A 23,792-nucleotide genomic window follows, 5' to 3' on the forward strand; every position below is an offset into this window, starting at 1 on the left:
GCCGCGTCGATCGATTCTAGCCGCGCGGCGCGGCTCGCATGTCATTTAGATACCGGGGGAAAACACTGAGCCCGGCAAGCGCCGCGCGTGAACGGCGCTTGCTCGGGTACGTCTGCTACACGCAGCGTCCGCCGTCCACTTCCAGGCACACGCCGGTAATAAACTCCGCTTCGTCCGAAGCCAGATAGAGCGCGGCGTTGGCAATATCCTGCGGCGTCGAGAACCGCCCCAGCGGAATGCCGGCGAGAAAACGCTTGCGGTTTTCAGGCGTGTCCTCGACGCCCATGAACTCCGAGAGCAGGGCCGTTTCGCCGATCACCGGATTCACGCAGTTCACCCGGATGCGGTCCGGCCCAAGCTCCACGGCGAGCGACTTGCTTGCGATGATCACCGCGCCCTTGCTGCCGTTGTACCAGACGAGGCCAGGCCGCGGCCGCACGCCCGCTGTCGACGCAATATTGATGAAGCTGCCGCCGCCTTGCTCACGAAAATACGGCACGAACTCCTGCACGCTCCAGTAGATGCTCTTCACGTTCACCGCGTACACGCGGTCGAATTCCGCTTCGGTGACTTCGAGCACAGGTTTGTTGCGATGCGTGGTCCCCGCGTTGTTGACGACGATCTGCACGCTGCCGAAGTCTTCGAGCGCCGCTTCGCGCAGCTTTTGCCAGTCCTCGCGTTGCGCGACGTTGCCCGCGACCGCAATCGCTTTGCCGCCCGCCAGCGCAATTTCGCTCGCGACGCGCTCGGCCGCCGGACCGTTCAGATCGTTGACCACGACGTTTGCGCCTTCGCGCGCGTAAGTCTTCGCGATCCCCTCGCCGAAACCCGAGCCGGCGCCTGTGACAATGGCCGTTTTACCTGTCAACCGCATGATGTCTCCACTGTGTATGTTGTGAGGTTGTGACGTTGCGACCCGCCAGGCCAGCATTCGCGCCCGAAGAACTAGCCGTGCCGGATCGCAATGGTTTTCAGCACGGTGAAGCCGTACAGCGCTTCGAAGCCCTTCTCGCGTCCGTGGCCCGAATGCTTCACGCCGCCAAACGGCAACTCCACACCGCCGCCCGCGCCGTAGTTGTTGATGAACACCTGGCCCGAGCGCAGACGCCGCGCAAGTCGTATTTGCCGCGCGCCGTCACGCGTCCAGATGCCGGCCACGAGACCATATTGGGTGCCGTTGGCAAGCGCGAGCGCCTCGTCTTCGTCGCCGAAGGACATGGCGGCGAGCACTGGGCCGAACACTTCGTCGCGCGCGAGACGGTGGCTCGCGGGCACGTCGCGCAGCAAGGTGGGCGCCTGATAGAAGCCGCTTTCCGGCGCTTCGGGAATCACTTCGCCGTGCGCGGCCATTGCAATGCCGTCGTGCTGGGCGTCGGAGAGAAAGTCCCACACGCGTCGCTGTTGCTTTGCGTTGATGAGCGGCCCGCAATCCAGGTCTGCTTGCGAAGGCCCCACGCGCAACGCGTTGAACGCGCCGCTCAGCCGGTCGAGCAGGGGCTCGTAAATGGCGCGCTCGATCAGTACCCGGCTGCCTGCCGAGCAGGTTTGCCCCGCGTTCTGCACGATGGCCGAAACGAGTACGGGCAGCGCGGCGTCGAGGTCCGCGTCCGCGAAGACGATCTGCGGGGACTTGCCGCCCAGCTCCAGCGTGACCGGCACATGGTTTTCGGCGGCCATTTGCGTGACGAGCTTGCCAGTCTCCGGCGAGCCGGTGAACGAAATGTGATCGATGCCCGGATGACGCGCGAGCGCCGCTCCGGCGTCGTGTCCGTAGCCGGTGACCACGTTCAGCGCGCCGGCGGGCAGGCCGGCCTCGGCCGCCAGTTCGGCGACGCGCAGCACGGAAAGGCAGGCGTCCTCGGCGGGTTTGACGACGCACGCATTGCCGGCCGCCAGCGCCGCACCCACGCTGCGCCCGAAAATCTGCATCGGATAGTTCCACGGCACGATGTGGCCGGTCACGCCATGCGGCTCGCGGATCGTCATGACCGTGTAGCCCGCCTGATAGGGCAGCGTCTGGCCGTGCAGTTTGTCTGCCGCGCCCGCGTAGAACTCGAAGTAGCGCACGAGCGCCGCCGAATCGGCGCGCGCCTGCTTGAGCGGCTTGCCGGTGTCGCGCGCTTCGAGCTGCGCCAGTTCCTCCTGGCGCGCGGCGACGAGCATCGACAGACGATACAGCGCGCGTCCGCGTTCGGCCGCGCTGGCCGCGCCCCAAGCGCCTTCGAACGCGCGGCGGGCCGCTTGCACGGCGGCGTCGACATCCGCCGCGGTTCCGCGCGCAAGCTGCGTGAACGGCTGGCCGTCCGAGGGATCGAGCACGGCGATCGTCTCGCCGCCGGAAGCAGCGGCCCACTCGCCGCCAATGAAATGCCGGGCTTCTTCCATGCAGACTCCTTGAGAGGTGGCGCAGCAGGCGCACGCTCGAGCGGATACGCAAAACGGGCGCCGTTACACGGTGTTCACAAAACCGAAGCATGCTCGGGGCACACAGCGTGAGACACAAGCCGAGACACAAGCACAGACACAGGCAGAAACACAGGCCCCGATACGGGCGGAAACAACAGCGAGTGACCCGGGCGCGACGCACCAGACGATTATCGCGCCGATCCGGCAAGGGGTGCCATCTGCCGATTGGCTATAATGGCGCATTCCTGACTGTCCGGCCGCAGCGCTCGCATTCGAGGCGAGATTCAACACGCATCGCCTCGGGCTCCCGCGCCGCTTGCCGTGCTCCGAATTCCATCTGACCAGAGAGCGCTCATGAGCTTCAATAACGTCCCCGCAGGGAAAGACCTTCCGCAAGATTTCAACGTCATCATCGAAATCCCGGCGCAAAGCGACCCGGTGAAGTATGAAGCCGACAAGGACCTGGGCCTGCTCGTCGTCGACCGTTTCATCAGCACCGGCATGCGCTATCCGGCCAACTACGGCTTCATTCCGCAAACGCTGTCGGGCGACGGCGACCCCGTCGACGTGCTGGTGATCACGCCGTTCCCGCTGCTGGCGGGCTCAGTGGTGCGCGCACGTGCGCTCGGCATGCTGCAAATGACCGACGAATCGGGCGTGGACGCGAAGCTGATCGCCGTTCCGCACGACAAGATCTGCCCGATGACCGCGAGCCTGAAGTCGATTGACGACGTGCCGGCGTACCTGAAGGACCAGATCAAGCACTTCTTCGAGCAATACAAGGCGCTGGAAAAGGGCAAGTGGGTGAAGGTCGAAGGCTGGGCCGACATGGAAGCCGCGCACAAGGAAATCAGCGACGGCGTGGCAAACTACAAGAAGTAATCTGCCTGATGCACCGCTCGGCAGAACCCGCGGTTCGCCGATCACCACGCATCACGCCAGAAACCGCGCGAGCCCGCCAGGGCCGCGCGGTTTTTTGTTGCATGTGCATCGGGATGCGTGAAAGTTCGCGGCCGACCCCGCTGGCTGTTGCTGTTGCTGTTGCGGCGGCATAGCCGAAGTGCATCGCGCGGATGAAGCAAAGCCATTTTTATAACTCGGTGTAAACCCTTATGATTTGTGGCCTGCGGCGGATTGCCCGGCCCGGGGCCGCGTGGCCCAATGGGCATGCATAGCGCGGCCTGTCCCGGCATGGCGTGCAGTCCGCCGCCTTCGCCTACGGCATTGTCAGCCACACGCCCGCTTCAGGAGCACACCGTCCGGATGTCGAACCGCAAGCCCAACACGCCGTCTTCTATGCCACGCTGGTCGAATCGGCTGTATGCGATCGCAACGGCGATCTATCGCAAGCGGCCGGTGTGGATGGTGTCGTTTTCGACCAGCGAGGCGAGTCTCTCCGAAGGCTTGCGCGCAGCGTGCGCATCGACGGCAATGCTCGCGCTCGGCAACCTGTTGCACGATCCGGTGTTTGCGTGGGCAGCTATCGGCGCCTTCTGGACCTGTCTCGCCGATGCGGCCGGCTCGAACCGCGCCCGCTTTGCGTCGATGATGGGCTTCACGCTGCTTTCCACGCTGTGCGGCGGGCTCACCGCTTTGGCGTCGGCGAGCGGCACGGCGGCGGCCGCGCTCGCGCTCTTTGCGTTCACGAGCCTCGGCGGCTTCGGCCGCATCTGGGGCGCGGCCACCTCGCAAGTGACGATTCTCGCCGCCACCGCCTGCGTCGTGATGGTGGACCGCCCCATGCGCGACGTTCGCGAAGGGCTCGCGTTCCTCGGTGTCTATCTGACCGGCTGCCTGTTCGCGGTCGCGCTGAGCCTGACCGTCTGGCGCATCCATCCTTTCGGCGCAAGCCGCGCGTCGTTGCGCACGGTGTATTCACGGCTCGCGGACATCGCATTCGACAGCGCGCGTCTGCTGCAACAGCGCAGCACGCCGCGCGAGTGGGCGACGCACGCCGCGCAGTTTCGCGCCGACGCACGGGCGGCGCTGGAGCGCGCGCGTGAGGCGCTGGCCGGCGTGCCGGCTGCGCGAGCCGGTGGGCGCGAGACTTACTACGCACTGCTTGGCCTCTTGACCGAGGGCGAGGCATTGTTCGCGTATCTGATCGCCGTCTCGGGCGCGTGCGAAAAAATGCCGGGCGACGGGCAGCACGCTCGCCAGGTCACGCGCGCTGCGCGTTTGCTCGCGGGCATGGGCGAGCGGTTGCGCAACATCGGCGGCGATGCGAACGAAGCGCGCTGGACGCGCGTTTCGCAACTGCAGTTGCGTGTGCGCCGGCTCGCGCGGCGACTCGAAAGTGCGTTGCAGGAACCGGTGAAGCTGAAATCCGACTTCGAGCTGGTCGACTTCACGCCTGTGCAAGAAGTGCCGCCGGGTTTCGCGCAGCGCGCTGCGCTCATGCTTGCGCGAGCCTGGACGACGCTCAAGGCGAATCTGTCGCTTAAGTCCGTGGGTTTGCGCCACGCGGCGCGCGTGGGTGTGACGACGACCGCCGGCTTTCTCGTGATCCGCGCGCTCGGCCTGCCATTCGGCTATTGGGCGACCATGGCGACCCTGCTGATCTTGCAGCCTTCGATTGCGGCCACGTGGCCGCGCAGCATCGAACGCGCGGCGGGCAGCATTGTCGGCGGCGTGCTGGCGGCGGGAATCGGCTATGCGATTCATTCGCCGCTTGGCATTTCACTCGCGGTCTTTCCGCTCGTGATGGCGACAATGGCGCTGCGTCCGGTGAGCTACAGCCTCTTCGTGCTGTTCCTCACGCCGACCTTCGTGCTGGTGGCCGACTTCGCGGCGCCGGGCGCGAGCGGCATCGCGTATGCGCTCACGCGCCTTGGCAACAACGTGTTGGGTTGCGTGCTCGCACTCTTCGCCACGTTCTACCTGTGGCCCACGCGCGAGAAGACCGATTACCGCGCGTATCTCAGCGACGCGGTGCGTGCTAATCTGGCCTATCTGCTTGCCGCGCTCGAGTCGCCGGGTCAAGGCGAGAAGGAGATGGAGCGCCTGCGCCGGGCCGCGGGTCTGGGCAGCAACAATGCCGAAGAAGCCATCGCGCGGATTCGCCTCGAAAAGCTCGAAGACTCGATGGTCGACACGGTCGCGCTCACGGTGCTGAGCGTGCTGCGCAAGATGGCGGGAACGGCGACGCAGCTTCGCCTGAGCGGGAACCGGCGCGAGGCGTACGATGTGGACGATATGCACCATACGCACGCCGAGCTACGCGGGTGGGTGGAGGCGGTGAGCGCGGACATCGAGGCCGCGCTGAACCGCACGATTGTGCCGCTGCGGCACGAGCTTCCGGCACGCGAATGTCTGACGCCGCTCGAGGCGGACGCAGTGGGCGAACTGGCGCTGATGCAGCGCCTGCTCACCGAGCGCATGCGCGAAGCGCGCGGGTAATACACTCTCCCCGCAAGGGTGCTTCCATTCACGCGCTCACACCGCTGTCTTCCCCGCCACGTCTTCGACATCGATGGCCAATTGCGGCTCGGGCAACGGCATCACCGATTCAAGCGTCCGTGCGCCCGCAGCCAGCGCGCGCTTCTGGTCCGCGCTCAGCCGCTTCACCCAATATTCGGCGCGCGAGGCGCTCGAACGGTTCGCCAGTTCGAACGACGCCAGCACGCACACCGGCTTGCGCGAACGCGTATAGCGCGCCCCAGCGCCGCTCGCGTGCTTTTCGAAACGCGCCGCGACGTCGGTGGCAATGCCCGTGTAGACGCTGCCGTCCGAGCATTCGAGCAGATAGAGAAACCATGCCATGAGCGCGCGTCAGCTTTTGAACGGGTTGTGTTCGCGCAGCTCGTCCACATACGCGTGGATGCTGTTCTTCTCGTTGTCGAGAAAGTGGCCGACCGCGTCGGCGAAAGCAGGATGCGCGAGCCAGTGCGCCGAGCGTGTGACCGTCGGCAGGAAGCCGCGCGCCATCTTGTGTTCGCCTTGCGCGCCGCCTTCGAACGCCCCCAGTTTTTCTTCGATACAGAATTCGAGCGGCTGATAGTACGCGGTCTCGAAGTGCAGGCAGGGCACGTGTTCGAGCGCGCCCCAGTAGCGGCCATACAGCGTGCCGCCGGTCTTCGCGTCGCGTTGATAGACGACGAGCGAGCTCGCGATGGGCTTGCCTTCATGCTCCGCAATCACGAGCAACAGGTTTTCCGGCATCGACGCGCCGATCATGCGGAAAAAATCCAGGTTCAGATACGGAGTCGAAAAGTGCTCGCGGTAAGTCTGCCGATAGCATTTGCTGAAGAAGCGCCAGTCCGCGTCCTGAATGTCTTCGCCGCGGATGCGGCGCATCGTGATGCCGGCGTCGCGCACCTTGCGGCGCTCCGCGCGAATGTTCTTGCGCTTCTTCTGCTCGAGGGTCGAGAGAAAGTCGTCGAAGTCGCGATAGCCGTCGTTCAACCAGTGAAACTGCACGCCTTCGCGCTGCATCATGCCCATCTCGGTGAGAGCGCCGGCTTCGAGTTCGGTGGGAAAAAGCACATGCAGCGACGACACGTCCGCCTGCTCGGCGAACGCCATCAAGGTGGCCGCGAGGTGCCGCAACGCGTGCGGGTCGGTGGCGAGCAGACGGTTGCCCTGCACCGGCGTGAACGGCACCGCGCACAGCAGCTTCGGGTAATAGGGCAAGCCGTTGCGCTTGTACGCGTCGGCCCAAGCCCAGTCGAACACATATGTCGCATCCAGTCGCGAGCCATTTCGTGCACACGTCGGGTTTACCTGCATTATTTTGAAGCTTTTCGAAGGTTCAGCGGGGAACCGAGCTGTCTTTAGTTGAGGGCAAGCATGCCCGAAACCGGGAGGGGGTCCGGGGGAGGGGCGCGAAAAAACAGAGCCAAGTATCTGAAAAATAAGTTGTTTTTCTCACTTTCTCGGCTAGATTCCTCTTTGTGCGCAACCGCCAAAACGGAGCCGACCATGGAAGCAACCATACCTGGCAGCCTTGACGTCATCGTGGCGAACGAGAGGGACCGCCGTTCCCTCGCGTATCTCGTCGACACCTGTGGACTACAACCAGTCGCCCAGGCCCGCCAAGCGCTTCCTGGACGAACACGGCCCTATGTTTCCAACATTGCCAGAATCCTGGGCGTCACCATACCAGAAGCGGTCGTTATCACGCCACGGTCGGAAGGCCGCCGACACCTGTTCGAAATCAAGAAATTCTTGACCGCCCGAGCCGTTGCGGCACCCGCGCCACACGAGCGGCGCAACTAACAAATCTTCGTTCAGACGCAGTATCATTTGTCTTCAGAAAGCTTTCGTAAGTCTGTCTGCTTTCGATTCCGGGGATGCCACCAAGATTCAGTTCACTGCCGACCTTGGTGTCAAGAGTGTGCGTAGTCAGCAGAAGAACTGGGCGTGGCACGTGGCAAACGAAAAAAGTTTTACCGACAAGACCAGCGCGGACGATAAGAGTATCGGCTTTGAGTACCAATATTATTATTTCCTAGACCGCCTCTTGAATTTGAAGTCAGGTCAAACCGTCGGACTCGAAGTCAAGGATGACGTTCATACGACGCTTAACGCTGACTTTAATATTTTGGTCCAGCTCAAGCATACGGTCCGGAACAATTCGAAGGGCGAGCCCGTTGCACTAACTGAGCTTGATTCGGACCTGTGGAAGACGTTCTATAACTGGTCACAGGTTATTAGCGACGAGGCAGAAGGGCGAAAGCTTCCGCCTCAGCAACTTCAGTTTATAGAAAAGACCGAGTTTCATCTTGTCTCAAATAAATCTGAATCCAGGCGGAATGAGTTTCTGCAGACTCTAGACCGATTCAAAGCCGGCGAAGTTGATTTCAACACACTCTCTAATCGCCTGAAATATCTCCAAGAAAAGACCACTGACGAGAGCATCAAGGAATACATAGCAGCGGTGCGCAAACTTCGGGTCAAGGTTTTGGAAGAGTTCTTCCGTCGCATTTACGTAGAGCTTGAGCTTGACGACATTATCGGTCGCGTAAAGCGTTCACTTCTCGAGAAGATTATCGATGAGGATAAGATTGAGACAGTATTCGCTCGTCTGGACTCAAGCATCCGAACGGATAACTTCATTGCCGTAAAGCGAGGTGAATCGATACTTATCGGCTTCGATGATTTCATGAAGCGGTATCGCCGAATATTCGATGATGGGCGCACGAAGAAGTTGGTTTTTCCACGATACACGCCGGAGCTTCCGGACGATATATTTGCTCAGAGATTTATCAGGCGTTTATTAGAGATTGGCGACATCTCCGAATCTGACGAAGAGCTCGCTATCGATTACACCACCTATAAGTTGCGAATTTCGCGATATCTGCAGCAATGGCTGCAGGAAGGCGACCTCGTCAGCGAGGAAATTGACGCCTTCCACGAGGAGGTGTTCGTGCGCTGGCGAAACGAGTTCCGGGTGGCGTTTCGGGGTTGCAGTACTCCACATCAGATTATCGACGCTGCGATGTACTTGCTGATTACGCTTCGGCGTGACAAATTCAAGTTGGGCGATACCGAGTTATCAACGACGCTTAGCAACGGCGAACTCTATTACCTGTCGGACGCCGGTCAGATTGGCTGGCATAAAGACTGGAGTGCCAATGAGCAGTAGATGGTCTGGATATAACAACGTTGGGATATGTTCAATCGCGTTGATGAGCGTCCTTGAACACTCAAAGAGCTTGACGCTCCCCAAAGCGCTCCTCGTGATGCCTCTGGTCATGCACGATGCGACTGTACGTTATCTGGGCGATTCACGAGTTGGGCGACGAGAGGCCGCGGCGCTGGTTGCACAGCGCCCCGATTTGTTTGCCAATTTCGCGACACGGTATGACGACAGTCTCGCTATGACAATAAACGCGATACAGCTTCTCGCCGAAGTGGAGTTTGTTCTCTTCGATGGCGGTTTGATGTTGTTAAAGCCGCTAGAGGTAGACCCTGCGTTTGGTAAGCGGGCGCAAAAAATCGCAAAAGCCTCAGGTCACATCGCTTCGCTTCTCACTGGTCCGGTCGAGGAGCTGTATTTAAACTTCAGGGTGCAGCTTTGAATTTCGGCTTTGATTCCATCACACTTTGGTCACGCACAGGCGAGCGTCGCGGGCTCCAGTTCAAGCGCAACCGCCTGAACGTGATTACCGGCGAAAGTCATACCGGCAAAAGCGCGTTGCTCGATATCATCGATTATTGCTTTCTGGCAAGTTCCCACAAGCTCCCGGACAGCATCATCAACGAGAACGTCGGCTGGTATGGGCTCACATTCTACGTGAACGACAAAACTTACACGATTGCACGTAGGAGCCCAAGGGACAACGAGGTCTCAAGCGAGTACTATTTTTCGAGTACCGGGGTGGTGCCGGACATGCCCGAGTCGAATACGAAAGAAGACGACATCAGAACGATACTCGAAGCAGAGTTTCATATCACCGATAAGGTTACGGTCGCTTACGGTGGGCGCGCGCTGAAGTCTGGTTCGAAGGTCTCATTCCGATACTTCTTCCTGTTCAACACTATCTCCGAAGACATCATTACCAACAGCAAAGTGTTCTTCGACAAGCAGTCTGAGGAGCGATACCAGGAAGCTTTGCCGCGCATCTTTGACATGGCTCTCGGCATAGATGACCTTTCTAACATCGCTGCACGGGAGAAAAAAGAAGCTCTGAGGAAGGAGATTGCAAGGCTCCAGCGCAAGGAGGCACATCTTGGCCAAGGGAGAGAGACCTTTGATGAGGAAGTGCGCGATATTGCCGTCAAGGCAGCCGAATACGGGCTCATAGATAGTGACCCTGCGAGCCTGTCCATGGACCACGTCCGGCGTGCTATCAGCGACGCCGCGTCGCCGGAGACCGGGCACGCCCTGAACAGGTACGTCGAGACCAGTGCCAAGCTGTTCGTTGTGGAGCGCCGCCTTCGAAAACTCAGGCAGTTCTCTTCTGAATATCGGTCCTACAAAGACACCTTCAAGAACTCTGAAGACAGTCTCCGACCAATCGAGCAGTTGATGAAGCAGGCACCGAGCTTGGTCAAGTCGGAGATTTTCGATGACCTCATCAGCAGCCTCAAATCGGACCTGTCGGCTGTCAAAAAATCAATCACCGGCAAGCAACCAGTGGACGGCCAGATTGGCGCGATGGTCAAATCGCTGGAGGGTGAACGCGATGCGCTGCAGCGGGACCTATCCGGGCTTCCGCAAGAACCCAAGTCCTTCGCTTCTCAGCGCGAGAAATGGATGTTCGTGGGCGAGGCGATGGGGCGATTCAAGGCGTATGAGGGAGCGCGTGCTCCCGCTTCTCTGCAGACTACGACCTCCGACGAAGCTGACTTGCGCGGGCAGATGGACGCCATCGAGGTGCGGGACGTGGAAGAGACTCGCGAGGCCGTCGTCTCTATGATTAACGAGATTGCGCTTGGCCTTCTCAAAGAAACTGGAGACGCGCTCGCGAACTACGCATCCTATCAAACTGACTTTGCCTACAAGGAAAAGCGCTTACGTCTACGGAAGCCTCGGTCGAAGCTGATTGAGAACGTTGGCAGCAGCTCGAACCACATGTTCCTGCATCTGCTACATTTCCTCGCGTTGCACGAGGTCGCTATCAATCATAAGTCGATGTTCATTCCGAGCTTCCTCATTATCGACCAGCCCAGCCGCCCTTACTATCCGGACAACAAGGCCGACGACAATGTGAAGCTGAAAAACAGCGACACCGAGAAGGTATCGATTGCCTTCAATCTGCTCAACAATTTCATCGCGCGGATGAATCGGGACTACAAGACTGAGTTCCAGATGATTGTCTTCGAGCACGTGCCACGAGAAACCTTCAGCGACATGGCGTACGTGCATATCCTCCCTGAATTCCGTGCCGGGGAGGCGCTCATCCCGCAGTCCTGGCAAGTGTAAGAGGCGAACCTTGACCCCTGGACGAGCTGTTAGCTTCACGCTGTGCTGCGACGACCCCATGTCTCCGTCGCATCGAGAATCGTCGTTTTGCAGCTATCTCCCGGGCCAACCAGACAGTTGACCCCCTGACTGGGAAACCAACACAGTTCGCGGATTCCTCGAAAGTTGTAGACCCGAAGCGCTACGATGTGCACGGCTATCCCCTAGCGTATGCCTTGCAACTCGGTGTGGTGTTTTGGCGCTTCTAATGTAGCAGAAGCCAATGCGGGCAGTCTGCACTGCCTGATAACGGTCAGGTAACGTTGGTCGGCCGACCCGAACGACGCAGCAATCACCTATGCAGGTTCTGCGGGCCGGAAGCTCTTGGGTCTTGGCAGTTCGCTGGTGACTAAAACGATTGTGCTACAAAGCGCATGAAAGCCATTCACTCCCAGATTTCCACGTATCTGGACGCTTTTGAACTTGCCGAAATTCTCGGCCTGTCAGTCCAGGCAATCATCCTGCGAGCAAAACACCGCCCCTGGCTGCTGCCCCCGCGCGCTCAATTGCTGGACCGAGATTTACTGCGTTGGCGGCAAGACGTCGTGTTGCAGTGGCTGTGTGCGTGACAGCGATTGGCGTCGCATCGGGCGGTCCGTTCAAGCACTAACGCGGCTTCGCGTACACGCGTACAGCGCCGTCGCACGCTTGCTGCACGTCCAATAGGATATTCGCGGGCGTTAGCGGTTAGTTGGGCAGGTGCTCAGACAGAATGCCCAACCACTCCGGAAGCGCCTTAGCGGCGTTCCTGACTGAGCCCAATTCGTCACGATGTAGGCTCAGGCGTCCCAACGCTAGCGCGAGCAAGAACTCGGCGACAGCGCTACCCGCCGGCTCGTTATAGAGGTCGATGAATTTTTCGATGAGCCTGCCCATGTCCTTGCTGGCGTCCCGGTCGACAGCATAGTTCAGCTCCGCCGGGTACGCCGCTCGCAACATGGCAGCCTGAATCGAGCCGTCGTTGAACCGGGTGAAGCTCGCCGGCTCAATCAGCGTGTGTTGAAACACGCCGCTGCGAAGCGCCGTTTCTACGTCGCCGGAACGCGCGTTCCGACATGCTTCCAGAAACACGGCCACCGTCAGCAGAACGCCGCTTCCATGTTTGGCTCCCGAAATCGGCTCTTGAGTCTCCCATAGCCTAAAGCCGGCTGAGAGAGGTTGTGGCTTACCGTTGAAGGTCGGCAAAAACGTGAGTTCACCCTTTAAGCCCTCCTGCGTTCTTAAGCCATCAAGTCGGCGCGTGAGAAGTTCGGGGACAGCAAACTGCTTCTCGTCGCAAGCTTCGACGACATTGGAGAGAATTTGAGACTCCTGGTCCCATCGCATGGTCTGGTCCATTCGACCCACAGGGAATGCGAACGCACGCTTGAATCGATACGGGCTCTCGACCGCGTTCGTGCCCAGGTCCATCGATATTTCGCCAAGCCGGCGGGGTGTCTCGGGTAGCACGGCCAATGCGATGTAGAGGCGAGGGCCTTCAGGTTGGGCGATTCGCAGACTTGCGCTTATTTGCTTGAAGATGAAGCCATTCGAAAGTATCGGCGTCACGACGATAACGCCAGCGGCCTTAAGGAAGGCTCGCTGCTCCTTGTCGAGCACTTCCAGTGCGGTGTGGTCCATAACTCGCACGGGTGCGTCAGGAGCCATGTGACCCACCATGTCGCGGACCAGATGCGCTAGGTCGCTGTTGGAGGTGTCGTGGACACGAGCATCTTTCGGATAGACGACCGCAACCGGCCCGGGCGCCGCGAAGTTGCGGACCCAAGACTCAACCAAGGACAGTTTTCCATCGGCGGAGCGAGCGTACTTCGTTATCATTCGCTCGACATCAAGGGACAGCGACCACCATCCGTTATCGATTGCCCGTCTGCGCGCGACGACCGCGAGGTTCTCCCTCGTGAGTTCGGCCAAAGTCGACTTCTCGCTTGAACTCAGTTCTTTGGCTGCTAGCCGTACCAGCTTCGGGCGATTGTTGTGACTGAGAAACCGTTCTCCAATAACTCGGACGCTCTCTGCGCCGGGCGGCAAAACCTTCACATCAGGCAGAAATTCGTCTCGGAGGCCTTCGAGTGCCGGTTCGCCTTTAAGCTTTCGCGGCAACCTGAAGAGGACATGGCCATCCGGGTGAACGCGCTCGTCGGTTCCGTGCGCGGCCTCAAGAGCAAGAATGGTTGTGACGACCACGTTCTTTGGCCCAAGCATCTTCCGGACCTTTGCCTCCAATCCGCCGGAGGTTGATGCCGAAATGATTACAAATGCCGCGCCCGGCACTGAGTCCCACGTTGCGAGGCCGTCATACCCCCGGAAACTTTGAATTTCGTATCGGCGCGATGTGGCATTGTTGACGCGGTGCGCTTGCACGAGCATCTGGGCGATTGGCCACACGGCCATCGAATCGAGGAAGATTCGAACGGTGGGGCCGGTGCTTTGAGTTTCGCAGAACGCATGAAACTTTGGCAACAACGCTAAAGCCAGCAAAGCGATTTCCTGAGTTCCGCTCAGTAGCGACTCAGCGCGCATGAAATGAGTGGAATGCCGGTCCGACTGCTTGGCGAAATAGAAGCCCGGGGGGGCTGCAACTACGACATCGCCGCGTTCGCAGGCCTGCGAAACAAACGCGATTGCTGCCACTTCGAATAGTTGCGTAAGGTCACGTCCGGAGGCTCCCCCGGCCATATCCTGCTCTGTCACTTTACCGCTACAGTCGACGCCCGCGATGACAAGCCGGCTCTGCTTCTCGAATACATCGAGCTGGTCGGCAGATGCTTCGCCAGCCTCTTTCACGAGATGCGTCGCATGGGCAGCATTTGCCACCAGGAAGATTCGCGGCGGAACGACGTTCGATTTGGTCCAGTCGGCAAACCGGGAGCTGAGTTCTGTCCAGCTTGGGGTGTCGTGACCAAGGAAGATAAGCAAGGTGCGCCGAAACTCTCCGCCGACCGCGCTGCCTGAAAATTGAAGGAAGAGCATAAGTCGAGACAGTTACAGAGGGAGAAGCATTGAAAACGAGGTGCCTTCGACCTCGCCAAGCGCGTCGCTGGACCATGGACGGAGGAAAAACAGCATCTTCCCGCCCTCCAGGAAGACGTGTGTCCCGTCCCGCAGATGTACATATTGCGCCGACGCGTCGCGGTTTTCCCGCGCTAGCCGGTCGGCAATGTCGGTGATTGCGGAACGGGTTCCAAATAGAAATGCCAACCGGCCTGTGCGTAGGCGAAGGAACCCGTTCTTCCGCCGCAACAGCCTCGCCACATCGAACAGCCCAATTCCGCGATTGGCGTTTCCAGACGATGTGGCCCATTTCATGAAACAGGCAACGACTGCCGCCTCTTCTTCCTCTAGAGATAGTTCAGTCACCGACTCCACTGCACGCCGTTGAGCTGCTCCGCTTGCGAGCCACCGTCGCGCAAGACCGGGGCCCGAATCAACGATGCTCAATTCCGCAAAGGAAAGCACCTTCAAGTCGTTTCCGCGGTCACTGTCGAGCCCCGGCCTACGCGCATTTCCTTCCGTCAGACTTTGCATAAGGTAAGTCTGGAGGTGCGTGTTGCGCCCGGCGAATTTCTGGGTGTCGTTGTCGTCGATGTCCAGTAACCGAAACATCACGGCCCGAACACCTTTAGCGTACACATTGCCTTTTTCGTCGGTCCGCGCCCACCAGTCAGAGTTTTCGACAAGCTCGCGCACGAGCTGCGTTACGGGCTCGGAAACTTCCAGAAGTTGTTTTGCGGTCCAGTGAGAAGCGAGTTGCGCTAGGGCGTCCTGTACCACCACCCGAATTTCGCCAAACTGTCGCAGCTTCGGAGTCGCATTCTGCCCTTCGTACAAGGGCCTTATGTACTCGCGGTTTGAGCCTTGGATGCAGAGCAGATTGACCTGCGCTTCCCGCAACGCGTTGGTTCCCCGGAAATCGAACTCGTCCATCGCATCGAGGTAGCGGCTGTACACGTGGCCAGACGAACGGAGAAGGTGTGCACCGTTGGAGTCGGTCAGCTTCTTGGACAGAACCCATGCTGCTACGCCATACGGCTTCCCTAGCAGCTTCGCAAGTTGGTCGTTGAAATTGTCCTTGTCAATTTCGAGGTCGGCGAATGCCGCTGAGCTCGTGGCGGCGAACCTGCGCGCCCACGAGACGACAAACTGCAGCAGCGCGGCTTCCGCGAACAGCGACATGAACCGACTTGCGCTCGGAACCGTCAATTGTTCCGACGTGCCGATGGACAGTTGCCGAATTGCATCCTCAATGTGGTCGACGGTTGACTCTGGAATTTCCATCTCTTTTCACCGGTTGCGGCTTTTCGGTTGGTGGCAGCACGCCGAGGTCTTCGTCGCGGGGAAAAGCTCAAGGCGTTTTAGGTCGACTTTCTAGAGGGTCGCCGCCCCAATTTTAGGGTCATCGGCGGCCCATCGCGCTCGGAAAGCAAGTCAGTCAACTCGACCTCGAGAGCAACAGCTATCGCCACCACGGTATCGAGCGTTGGATTGATTGTTTGTCGCTCGAGTTGACTCACATAGGTGCGATGAAATCCCGCTCGTTCGCTGAGTTCTTCCTGAGAAATGCGGTGCTCGGCCCGGAACGACTTTAGGTTGTCCGAGAGGCGTTTGCGAGCAGCTTTTTGTGCTTTTTCGAGCTTGTCCATGTTGGACGAAGCATCGCCGATTACAGACTACTAATCTACAGAGTAGAAATCTACTGTTTTACCATCTACTGTGTTTACATCTCATCTGTGCCTGGCTAAACTGCGTTACATCGGCGCTCCACGACGGCTTGGTGCTCCGGCGCCGGACTGCAGCTCACGTCAACTTCTTCAAAAAACGACCAAGGAAAGTCTTGGACGGTCCTTGAGGGGACCCGGCTGGTTTTCATTGGCCGTGCAGGTTCTGGGGCCGAAGTGGTCTGCCAAGAATGGGGTGGAAAGCTGGGGGGACGTCACTGACAAATGGATTTCGAAGACGTTAGCCGGAGACCGCGCTTCGTCACCGAACTCGGAGGCGAACGCCGACGGAAACCCAAAACCATGACGTCACCGGAATAAGCACGCTGGCGGTACTGAGGGAAGCTGTGGCCGATTGGTCGCGATGCAGGAGGAGCAGGAATGTCCGTTTATGCAGTAGACCACGCAACGTTTCGGCAGGGCGAGGACATCGCTATTGGCGTGTGCGTGGGTCGGTTCGGGTCCACCCTGCGGTGGGCGCAAGAGCTGTACACGCGTTGCATACAGCACGGTGGTGCACCAGACATCTGGGTGGACGCATATCACGCTCTATACCGATATGAAAGCGCTCACCTCTTATCAGATGGCGGTCCGGAAGCAGAAGTTAGGCTCGCACCATCGACAAAGCGAGACCGTGTAGCGCATGTCACTTGCTTCGTCGAGCGAGAGCGAGCAAGTGTGCAAGATGCGGCGGCACGCTTTACTGTGTCTGTTGACTCCGTAGGGAGGGTACGCGGACAAGCGGTCGCGACTGGCCAGCCAACTGTCAAAATCGCGCGCATGCGCGTGGACCCATCGCATTCTGCTGCGGAAATCGGTCTTGCCGTGCTGCTCCATCTAGCTAGTCGCGACTATCAACCCGCAGTCGCAGATATCATGCGCCGTATGCGGCGCGTAGACCCGCGTTGAAGCGTCGCTCGTTTGACGCTGGTCGTTCTGCGGAATGCAGGTCGACGCAGCAATGGCGAGACTTGCTTGGCAACAGCCGCGCGCGCCGGCCGCTGAGGACAAGATGAAACTGGAAACTCGTGTCGTGCGCGCCATCCGCAGGCGTAGAAGCGTTGTCGTTCTCCGTTCCGAGCTGTCGGGACTGGGGAGCCAGTCGCAGTTGACTCGCGTCCTAGCCAAGTTGGTCGCGAGCGGGCGCCTAGTGCGAGTAGGCCGCGGCATATACGCCAAAACTCGCATCAACCGATTTACAGGTCGTCCCGCTCCGGCAGCAACGTTTGAATCGATAGCTGCCGAAGCTTTCCGCAAGCTCGGCATTGCTGTCGGTCCCGGAACCGTTGCCAGAGATTACAACGCCGGGCGTTCTACGCAGATACCGATGGTGGCAGTGGTGACAACCGGTCGACGACGTATTAACCGGCGGATTCAGGTGGGCACCAAAAGAGTTATGTATGAGCGCACTAAGAAGGACACGCCGTGACGGGAACCTACACACGAGAGGGCGGGCGATGAGCGAAGCTCCCGAAGTGTCGCCAGACATCCCCTTCCTGCAGACAGATGTGTCTGTGTACCTAGGTGACTGCAGCGGCGATTCCTTGTCCGTGGTGTGCGACGGTAGCTCAATCGAACCGCATGGCTCGAGGTGGCAGCGCGCTTTACGGGCGCTCGCCTATCCGACACCACGTGGCCCCTACCCGGTGTCGGCGCAATTCACGGTTTTCATTCATGAGACATCCGACTATGGAGGCACGCGCCCTAGCGCAGTGGTTACCTATCGAGTTGACGTTCGATGCGTGGGCGGGTTGGCATACGCCAGCGTTCGAGACGCACCGTCCAGCGCGGACCTGCCGCCAATCCCGTATGTGATTGGCGACGATGTGGTCACTACTGCGCGGCGCCTGTTCGAGACCACGTCATGGCCTTGACGCTGTTGAAGGAAACGGTCCCGCCGAGCCACCAAATCACAGCTCATCATTGCGGTCCAGACCGCGTAGAAGGAAACATGCTGACAGGAGTTCCGGAGCCTAGCGTTTACGTGCCACCTCCACGACGCACCGGTGGGCGCGTGTTGATGCTCGATTTTGACGGCGTTCTACATCCTGAGTCGGTACACCTGTTGCACAGACGTGGTCCGACGCTCATGGACGCACCCGGTCATGTCCTTTTCGAACACTGTGGCCTGCTCGAAGAGGTACTACTTCCGTACGCTGACCTGCGCATAGTTTTATCCACAAGTTGGGTGCGCCGCTACCGGGGAAGCGTCCGTCGCGTGTCGCGCAAACTGACGCCAGGGTTGCAAGCAAGAGTTGTAGGGGCGACTTATCACAGCGCGATGGTCGCCGAGGAATTCGCGGCTGCACCGCGGGGCATGCAAATTTGGGCGGACGTTCTGCGTCGAAAGCCAACGGACTGGCTGGCATTGGACGATGATTATCTCCACTGGCCCACCTGGTGCCGTGACCGGCTTGTGCGCACGGACCCGCTACTTGGAATAAGCGAACCTTCGGTGCTTGCTAACCTAAAAGCAAAACTCTTCAGGATGTACCAAAAGGGCTGACCGAACACAGTGTGCGCAATACGAAGGACCTGCTGTGGGATATGGACACTAGGTCGGTGATGCAACAGCGCAGTCGGCGCTGCGCTCGATTCCATCAATCGCCGTTGCCGGCTCACGGACACGTTTAATGAGAGGTTGGTGTCCCCAAGTCTACTGCGAGGCGCGCGGCGCGCGTCATCGAACGCGCGGCTTGGGCCACAAGAGCACCGCTTTTCGACGCGCTGCCAAGGTGGGTATGCAAGAGACTCCGATAACTTCATGCTCGGCAGGCGATAGCAAGAAGTTCTCAAGACTTCTCATCAATTTTGAGAAGTCTGGCCACCCCGGTCACGCGGTCACACTCAGCGACACGCCACATCTCATGTGGCTGCAAAAACACATGCCTGTTTCGGCGGAAAGGTAGATGCGATGTCACTTCCAACACGTTTGATTGCGGCAGGCGTCGATTTGTCTCTCCTGCGAGACGTGACCACCGAGCGTCTAACAGACGTCGAACAGAGACAGCCGCGGATAGCAAGCGCTGCGGAATTTCTCAGTGCTGCATTCAACCAAGAACTGTCGTCCCTTCCACGGATGCTGTGTGCTTTTGAAAGCGTTTACCTTTGCTGCTGTGAAGTGTCCGAGGCATCGGGGTTCTTGGAGACGGCCGAGCACCCGAGCTCGTCCGTCGCAAACGTGACCGCGACTATGCTCGAGTTAAACAACGAAGAGAGGCTGACGCTCAGAGAGCTGACTAGGTGGGCGTCCAGCTATTCGCCTTTCATGCCGCTTGTTGATATTGAGCACGCGTGCGTGCTGGCGAGAGACGTGGTCCTGCGAACGATTCAGCACTTTGCCTAGTCGACCCCCTTACGAGCCGTCTATAACGCGGGCGCTGTGCGCCTCATATAACAAGGATAACTAACGCAAGGAAATTGGATGTCTGTTGGCGAGTTGGCGCATAGGCTGAATGTTAGCCGACGCCACATGAGTAAGTGACTTCGTACACAGGAACTGCGACCAGTACGTATCCTGCGACGCAAGCGCTACGTATTGCGAGCAACGGCCGAGCGCTATTGCGAAAAGCGCCGGGCATGCGGCAAGCGCGCCTCACGAGAGTTTGTGCCTATTTGGCAGGAAGCCGGGATGTACTGATGTCGGCACGAGGTTCTGCGCTCTATCTGTCGTGTCCCGGCACCCCTTTTCGTGCCTCAGTGCGACAGGCAATGCAGCGCTGTGGCCATCTGGGCAGGAGACCGTCCCATCTTGTCGTTGAGGAACGACCAAACAGCAGAGGCGACGTAACAGTATCGACGTGAAAGTTTCCCCTCGGCCTATGGATGCACAACTTCGGGGCTCGTTGCGCGCGCGTGCTCCAAGCGATTAAGAAGTCTGCTGACAAACTGACCGCGCAGTGCGTCGAAAATATACATCTCAGCAAACGCCTCTACCGCCTCTCGAGGACTTACCTGTTCGTTGAGGTATCCGATGAACTTTTCGCTGTCCGCGAGTCCTGCTACGACTGACGCCACAATCCCTCTGTGCCCGTACCGCTCGCCAAGGAGCTTAAGAACGTCATAGAGACCAAGGTCCACAAGGACGTCTGCATATAGCACGCCTTGCTCAGAATTCAAACCAAGCCCTCCTTGAGCAGACTTGTTGAATCGGTCCAGACCCGTGGCTGCATCTCCCATGTCAGTACGGCCCGCAGCAGTAACAACGGGCTGGGCATCCGAGGCGTACGCGATAAAGTAATACAGCGTGGCAAGCACCATGTCGTTGCGAGCTATGCTGCCCGCTTTGGCGTACACATGCAACAGTACGTTCTTCGACATTAACTGCCGCAGGGGAGACCGCATCCTCGCTCTGCCGATGCGGAGTAGCGCAGAACCAGTTTGGACCAGATACTCCACGTCATCTGCATTAAATGCGCTCAAACTCTTGTCCGAACAGCGACGAACAAAGGCATCGGCAGCGGTACCGAAATACTGTTCGTCGCCCATCTTCATTCGATGCATCAGAAGCGCGCTTTCCAGGGGCATCGGCGGGTGCGACGAAATTTCATTCGATAGCCAGGCAAGTTGCAACTCCGTGCCGCCGTTCGACGTGCAGCAACGAAGAATCCATTCGTCGTCACTATCAGCGAGTTGTAGACAAAGCTGCGCCCATGCCTTCGGTTCGATTGGCAGCGCGATAGGTTCGAAGCCATCAGCCTCGGCGACCCCACGCAAGTCTGTCAATGAGAGAACTGCTACCAATATTGACGTCCAAGCATCCCACTCCGCCGCAATCTGCTTGCTCAATCCTGTGTCAGCAGACTGATTTGCTCGGTTTATATTGCGAAGCATCTCAATGACTGCCGAGGCGAGTGCGGTCCTATCTTGCACAAGTGCAAACAGTGCGGTGAGCCCTGAAGCGAGGTTCAGGTTCAAGAGGCGCAAGGTCTTCCCGGCAACGAACGTGGTGAACACCACGTGCCTTAGATGCGCGATGCGGCCAGCGGGAAGCTTGATTGTCGAGTCTGGACCGGCAAGCGGCGCCAATGCCCGGACAGCCTGCAAGAGCCGCTCCTGCTGAGAATCGAGCCCCGAAAGGTCTTGCCGAATATAGCGGTCAAGCACGTGCTCAAACGCAGGGCTCTCGCTGTACAGGCGCATGAGCTCGTCTGCGTCAGCGTTATCAAGTGCTTGCTCAAGTCTTGGCCGAACGGACAGGTATGACGCTTCGCCGCGGCTGGTCGCACGGTGATACAGCATCGCGAATGTGTCGCCTAGGCCCGGCTCTCGAAGGACGTTGGTTACGCCGGCTGGAGGACTGCAGTTCAAGTCCGATAGCGAGTCTCTTGACAATAGATAGGCCGCCAAGCATGACAGAGAGACATCGTCGGCCCATTCAAGCTTCAGAATCACCAGTTCGTTGACGAACGATATGATGCCTCTCGGGGTAAGTGTCCCTTGAGGACGAAGCTCTTCGTAAAGGCGCAGAATCTCGTCGTAATCCCCCGTGAGGTCTTCACCGAACGTTTTCACAAGTTTCGAGTTAAGGTAATTTTTCCACGAATGCAGCATCGGCGGTGGCACAGAAAACTGGAGTTGAAACACCTTTTCGAAAAACGACAGATGAGAGTCGTTATCTACCGGTCTGTTCATCAGATTTGATACCGAAGAGGCGAGCACCCGCTTTTTGTCCGCAACAGGAACGATGACCCACAAGCGACGAAACCATTGACGCTCCGTGAAGTCTGGATTATCAAGGAAGGAGCGTAGTAGTGCCCAAACAGCCTGCGTTTCTGACTCGTTGATGCGGTCGAGGTTGTCGACGACTACAAGTAGGCGGCGAGATTCGTCCGAAAGAACGGCTTCCATCAACTGACCAAACGCTTCTTGGAACTCGACCGAAGTGGGGTCCGGCTCTTCGCGGGTCTCGATAGTCTCCTCATCGGAGGTGCGCCGAATGATGAACCCGACCGTTTCATCGGTGAGCGACCGAAGGAGCCTGAAGGCAACGGCCGCGGTCACTAATCCGAAAACGGCAGTTTTCATCAAGCCGGCACCGTCGAGCAACTTCCTCTCAAAGTCCGCCAACATCGGAGCTGCAATGCCAATGGCGGCAAGACCGGCAAGGATGGTCTTAGCCGATGGCGAGAATACTGGCTTCGTCTTCTTCGTTGTCACTTTCAGCCGACGACTCAATTCGGCCAACCGGGTGGTCCAAAATTCGCGGCTCCCCGCTCCGCCGGTTTTCTCTAGCCAACCTCTGCCCTGCAACTTGCCGACAAGCGCAGCGAGGAATGCGCGGCGCAGGGGGTCTCCGGAATGAACCCAAGCATCGTACTGAAAGACCGAAACGTCTAACGAGGCGGGCAATCCATTCGCAGTAGTGTTTGGCTCGAACGGTTCCAAGCGCTGAGCAATCATCTTGACGACGGACGACTTCCCAGAACCCCAGGTGCCATCAAGGCGAACCGTTTGACCTCCCGGGGAGGTCCGAACCAGGGTGACAATCGTGTCGGCGATTTTTGCGTGAGCGCCACCCAGTTCGTCATGCGGGGATGGTTCATCCGTGAGAAGGGTCGGCGGTGGTCGCATAGTCTGGTCGAGCGGCGGTGAACTTATTCTTGGGAACGCTTTGCTATTGAGCGGCATGCCGCGCACCGAACATGCAACGACTCCGAGCGCAAAGTGAATGTCGAACCGCAATTATGCCGATATCTAGTTAGCAAATGGCGTCTCGCCTGTGGAAGGAAGGCGAGCGAGAGGAACTGCTCGGGCGCTACGGTACATACATGGTGTTCGAGACGTGGTCGCTGGGACCTCTACAGGGTCGATAGCATTGGCGCAAACGTACAACAAGGATGTTTCGATGCATTATTCGGCCGCAAGGCGCAATCAGCGACATACTATGACGAACACCGGGATGTTCGAGTTGGCGCCGGAGTGACGGCATGTCATAGTGCGGCATCTCAACTGCGGAGCTGCGAATGCCGACATTGGAATCCTTGCAAGCAAAAATCGAGAAACTGCGGGCGCAAGCTGAAGCGCTTGCCGCGAAGAAGTCGAGCGCTGTTATCGAGAAGATTAGGAACTTGATGGCAGAACACGGCCTCACGACTGCTGACATTGATGCGCATGCTGGCAAGAAACGTGGGCCCAAGCCGGACATCGGGGCTGCTGCCAAGTCGTCGGCCTCGGTCGCAAAGTATCGTGACCCGAAGACGGGCGCCACATGGTCGGGCCATGGTCGCGCGCCAGGCTGGATTGCCAACGTGAAGGACCGCAGTAAGTACCTAACTGCGGACAACGCCGCAGTGGCGGCTTCTGCTGTCAAGAAGACCGCGAAGGCTGGAAACTATGTCAGAGGCCCGCAGCCGGCGCTCTATTGTGACCCTAAGACTGGCGCAACTTGGAGCGGGCGTGGGCGGGCTCCGGCGTGGTTGGCAGGTGCCAAAGACCGGTCGAAGTTTTCGATTGCATAGACTGGCGCCGGCAACAGTCCGAAAAATAAAGAGATAAACGAGATGCAGGTATTACTCCTTTTTTGTCAAAAAACCGTCCTTCGCTTCCCGACTTTGCTATAAGCGATATCCCAGCACCGTCGAGTCGGACGCATCTGACGGTTCACTGATAGCTCGCGCGAACGGCGACATCTGCTCTCCAACAGCTTTGCGTTCAACTGGCGTGGCTTCACAGCACACCTATAAGCAAACAGGAATGGAGGGCGACAAGGCAGCGGACCGCACGAGAGACCTCATTATGCGCACGAGTCGCGCACGTTTCAG

16 protein-coding genes and 2 pseudogenes are annotated in these 23,792 nt (G+C 58.9%); 10 read left to right on the forward strand and 8 right to left on the reverse strand.

All coding sequences use genetic code 11. The annotated features are described in order from the left end of the window. Positions 1 to 115: 115 nt before the first annotated feature. Positions 116 to 874: an SDR family oxidoreductase gene (locus tag F757_RS0103635; protein ID WP_013338533.1), complete on the reverse strand. Its 759-nt coding sequence runs from the start codon at positions 872 to 874 to the stop codon at positions 116 to 118. Between the two features lie 71 nt (positions 875 to 945). Beyond that, the gene (locus F757_RS0103640) at positions 946 to 2,385 is read right to left on the reverse strand and encodes an aldehyde dehydrogenase family protein (protein ID WP_027210214.1); all 1,440 of its coding nucleotides are present in this window, start codon (positions 2,383 to 2,385) and stop codon (positions 946 to 948) included. Between the two features lie 375 nt (positions 2,386 to 2,760). Between F757_RS0103640 and ppa the strand changes: the two genes are divergently transcribed. Further along, positions 2,761 to 3,288, forward strand: coding sequence for an inorganic diphosphatase (gene ppa, locus F757_RS0103645; protein WP_027210215.1), 528 nt, complete (start codon positions 2,761 to 2,763; stop codon positions 3,286 to 3,288). Between the two features lie 381 nt (positions 3,289 to 3,669). Next, a complete protein-coding gene (locus F757_RS0103650; RefSeq protein ID WP_027210216.1) occupies positions 3,670 to 5,805 on the forward strand; it encodes an FUSC family protein in 2,136 nt (711 codons plus the stop codon). 36 nt (positions 5,806 to 5,841) lie between these two features. Here the strand turns inward: F757_RS0103650 and F757_RS0103655 are convergent, their stop codons facing one another. Both F757_RS0103655 and F757_RS32900 read right to left on the reverse strand, forming a co-directional pair. Beyond that, positions 5,842 to 6,168 (reverse strand): GIY-YIG nuclease family protein, encoded by a 327-nt coding sequence (locus F757_RS0103655; protein WP_027210217.1) that lies wholly within the window; start codon positions 6,166 to 6,168, stop codon positions 5,842 to 5,844. 9 nt (positions 6,169 to 6,177) lie between these two features. Continuing rightward, positions 6,178 to 7,083: pseudogene (locus F757_RS32900) on the reverse strand (GNAT family N-acetyltransferase); the annotation flags it as partial. Between the two features lie 243 nt (positions 7,084 to 7,326). On the opposite strand from F757_RS32900, the gene F757_RS35640 reads away from it, so the two are divergent. The 5 genes from F757_RS35640 to F757_RS0103680 all read left to right on the forward strand — a co-directional run bounded on the left by F757_RS35640 (position 7,327) and on the right by F757_RS0103680 (position 11,883). Then, positions 7,327 to 7,623 (forward strand): cryptic plasmid protein A, encoded by a 297-nt coding sequence (locus F757_RS35640; protein ID WP_156923504.1) that lies wholly within the window; start codon positions 7,327 to 7,329, stop codon positions 7,621 to 7,623. Between the two features lie 151 nt (positions 7,624 to 7,774). Continuing rightward, positions 7,775 to 8,992, forward strand: a complete 1,218-nt coding sequence (locus tag F757_RS0103665) for an ABC-three component system protein (protein WP_027210218.1) — start codon at positions 7,775 to 7,777, stop codon at positions 8,990 to 8,992. Next, positions 8,982 to 9,428, forward strand: coding sequence for a three component ABC system middle component (locus F757_RS0103670; protein ID WP_027210219.1), 447 nt, complete (start codon positions 8,982 to 8,984; stop codon positions 9,426 to 9,428). The genes F757_RS0103665 and F757_RS0103670 overlap by 11 nt, the downstream gene beginning before the upstream one ends. Then, positions 9,425 to 11,275, forward strand: a complete 1,851-nt coding sequence (locus F757_RS0103675; RefSeq protein ID WP_027210220.1) for a DUF3732 domain-containing protein — start codon at positions 9,425 to 9,427, stop codon at positions 11,273 to 11,275. The genes F757_RS0103670 and F757_RS0103675 overlap by 4 nt, the downstream gene beginning before the upstream one ends. Positions 11,276 to 11,688: 413 nt before the next feature. Further along, positions 11,689 to 11,883 carry a hypothetical protein gene (locus F757_RS0103680; RefSeq protein ID WP_027210221.1) on the forward strand — a complete coding sequence of 65 codons (195 nt, stop codon included), beginning with the start codon at positions 11,689 to 11,691 and terminating at the stop codon, positions 11,881 to 11,883. Between the two features lie 118 nt (positions 11,884 to 12,001). Here the strand turns inward: F757_RS0103680 and F757_RS0103685 are convergent, their stop codons facing one another. The 3 genes from F757_RS0103685 to F757_RS32905 form a co-directional block, all read right to left on the reverse strand. After that, complete coding sequence (locus tag F757_RS0103685) at positions 12,002 to 14,284, reverse strand: hypothetical protein (RefSeq protein ID WP_027210222.1); 2,283 nt, start codon at positions 14,282 to 14,284, stop codon at positions 12,002 to 12,004. Positions 14,285 to 14,296: 12 nt separating this feature from the next. Further along, entirely contained in the window at positions 14,297 to 15,589 is a 1,293-nt protein-coding gene (locus F757_RS0103690; RefSeq protein WP_027210223.1) for a hypothetical protein, read from the reverse strand. 77 nt (positions 15,590 to 15,666) lie between these two features. Then, complete coding sequence (locus F757_RS32905) at positions 15,667 to 15,954, reverse strand: helix-turn-helix domain-containing protein (RefSeq protein ID WP_035466164.1); 288 nt, start codon at positions 15,952 to 15,954, stop codon at positions 15,667 to 15,669. 1,087 nt (positions 15,955 to 17,041) lie between these two features. Between F757_RS32905 and F757_RS36440 the strand changes: the two genes are divergently transcribed. Together F757_RS36440 and F757_RS36050 are read left to right on the forward strand one after the other, a co-directional pair. Beyond that, entirely contained in the window at positions 17,042 to 17,458 is a 417-nt protein-coding gene (locus F757_RS36440) for a DUF6088 family protein (protein WP_027210224.1), read from the forward strand. Between the two features lie 591 nt (positions 17,459 to 18,049). After that, entirely contained in the window at positions 18,050 to 18,535 is a 486-nt protein-coding gene (locus F757_RS36050) for an HAD domain-containing protein (protein WP_232221346.1), read from the forward strand. A 1,313-nt stretch (positions 18,536 to 19,848) separates the two neighbouring features. On the opposite strand, the gene F757_RS34525 is transcribed toward F757_RS36050, so the two are convergent. Next, positions 19,849 to 22,659: a KAP family P-loop NTPase fold protein gene (locus F757_RS34525; RefSeq protein ID WP_084530704.1), complete on the reverse strand. Its 2,811-nt coding sequence runs from the start codon at positions 22,657 to 22,659 to the stop codon at positions 19,849 to 19,851. 335 nt (positions 22,660 to 22,994) lie between these two features. On the opposite strand from F757_RS34525, the pseudogene F757_RS32920 reads away from it, so the two are divergent. Continuing rightward, positions 22,995 to 23,483, forward strand: a pseudogene (locus F757_RS32920) (H-NS family nucleoid-associated regulatory protein); the annotation flags it as partial. Positions 23,484 to 23,792: the final 309 nt, after the last annotated feature.

The organism is Burkholderia sp. WSM2232, assembly GCF_000472545.1.
GTDB lineage: Bacteria > Pseudomonadota > Gammaproteobacteria > Burkholderiales > Burkholderiaceae > Paraburkholderia.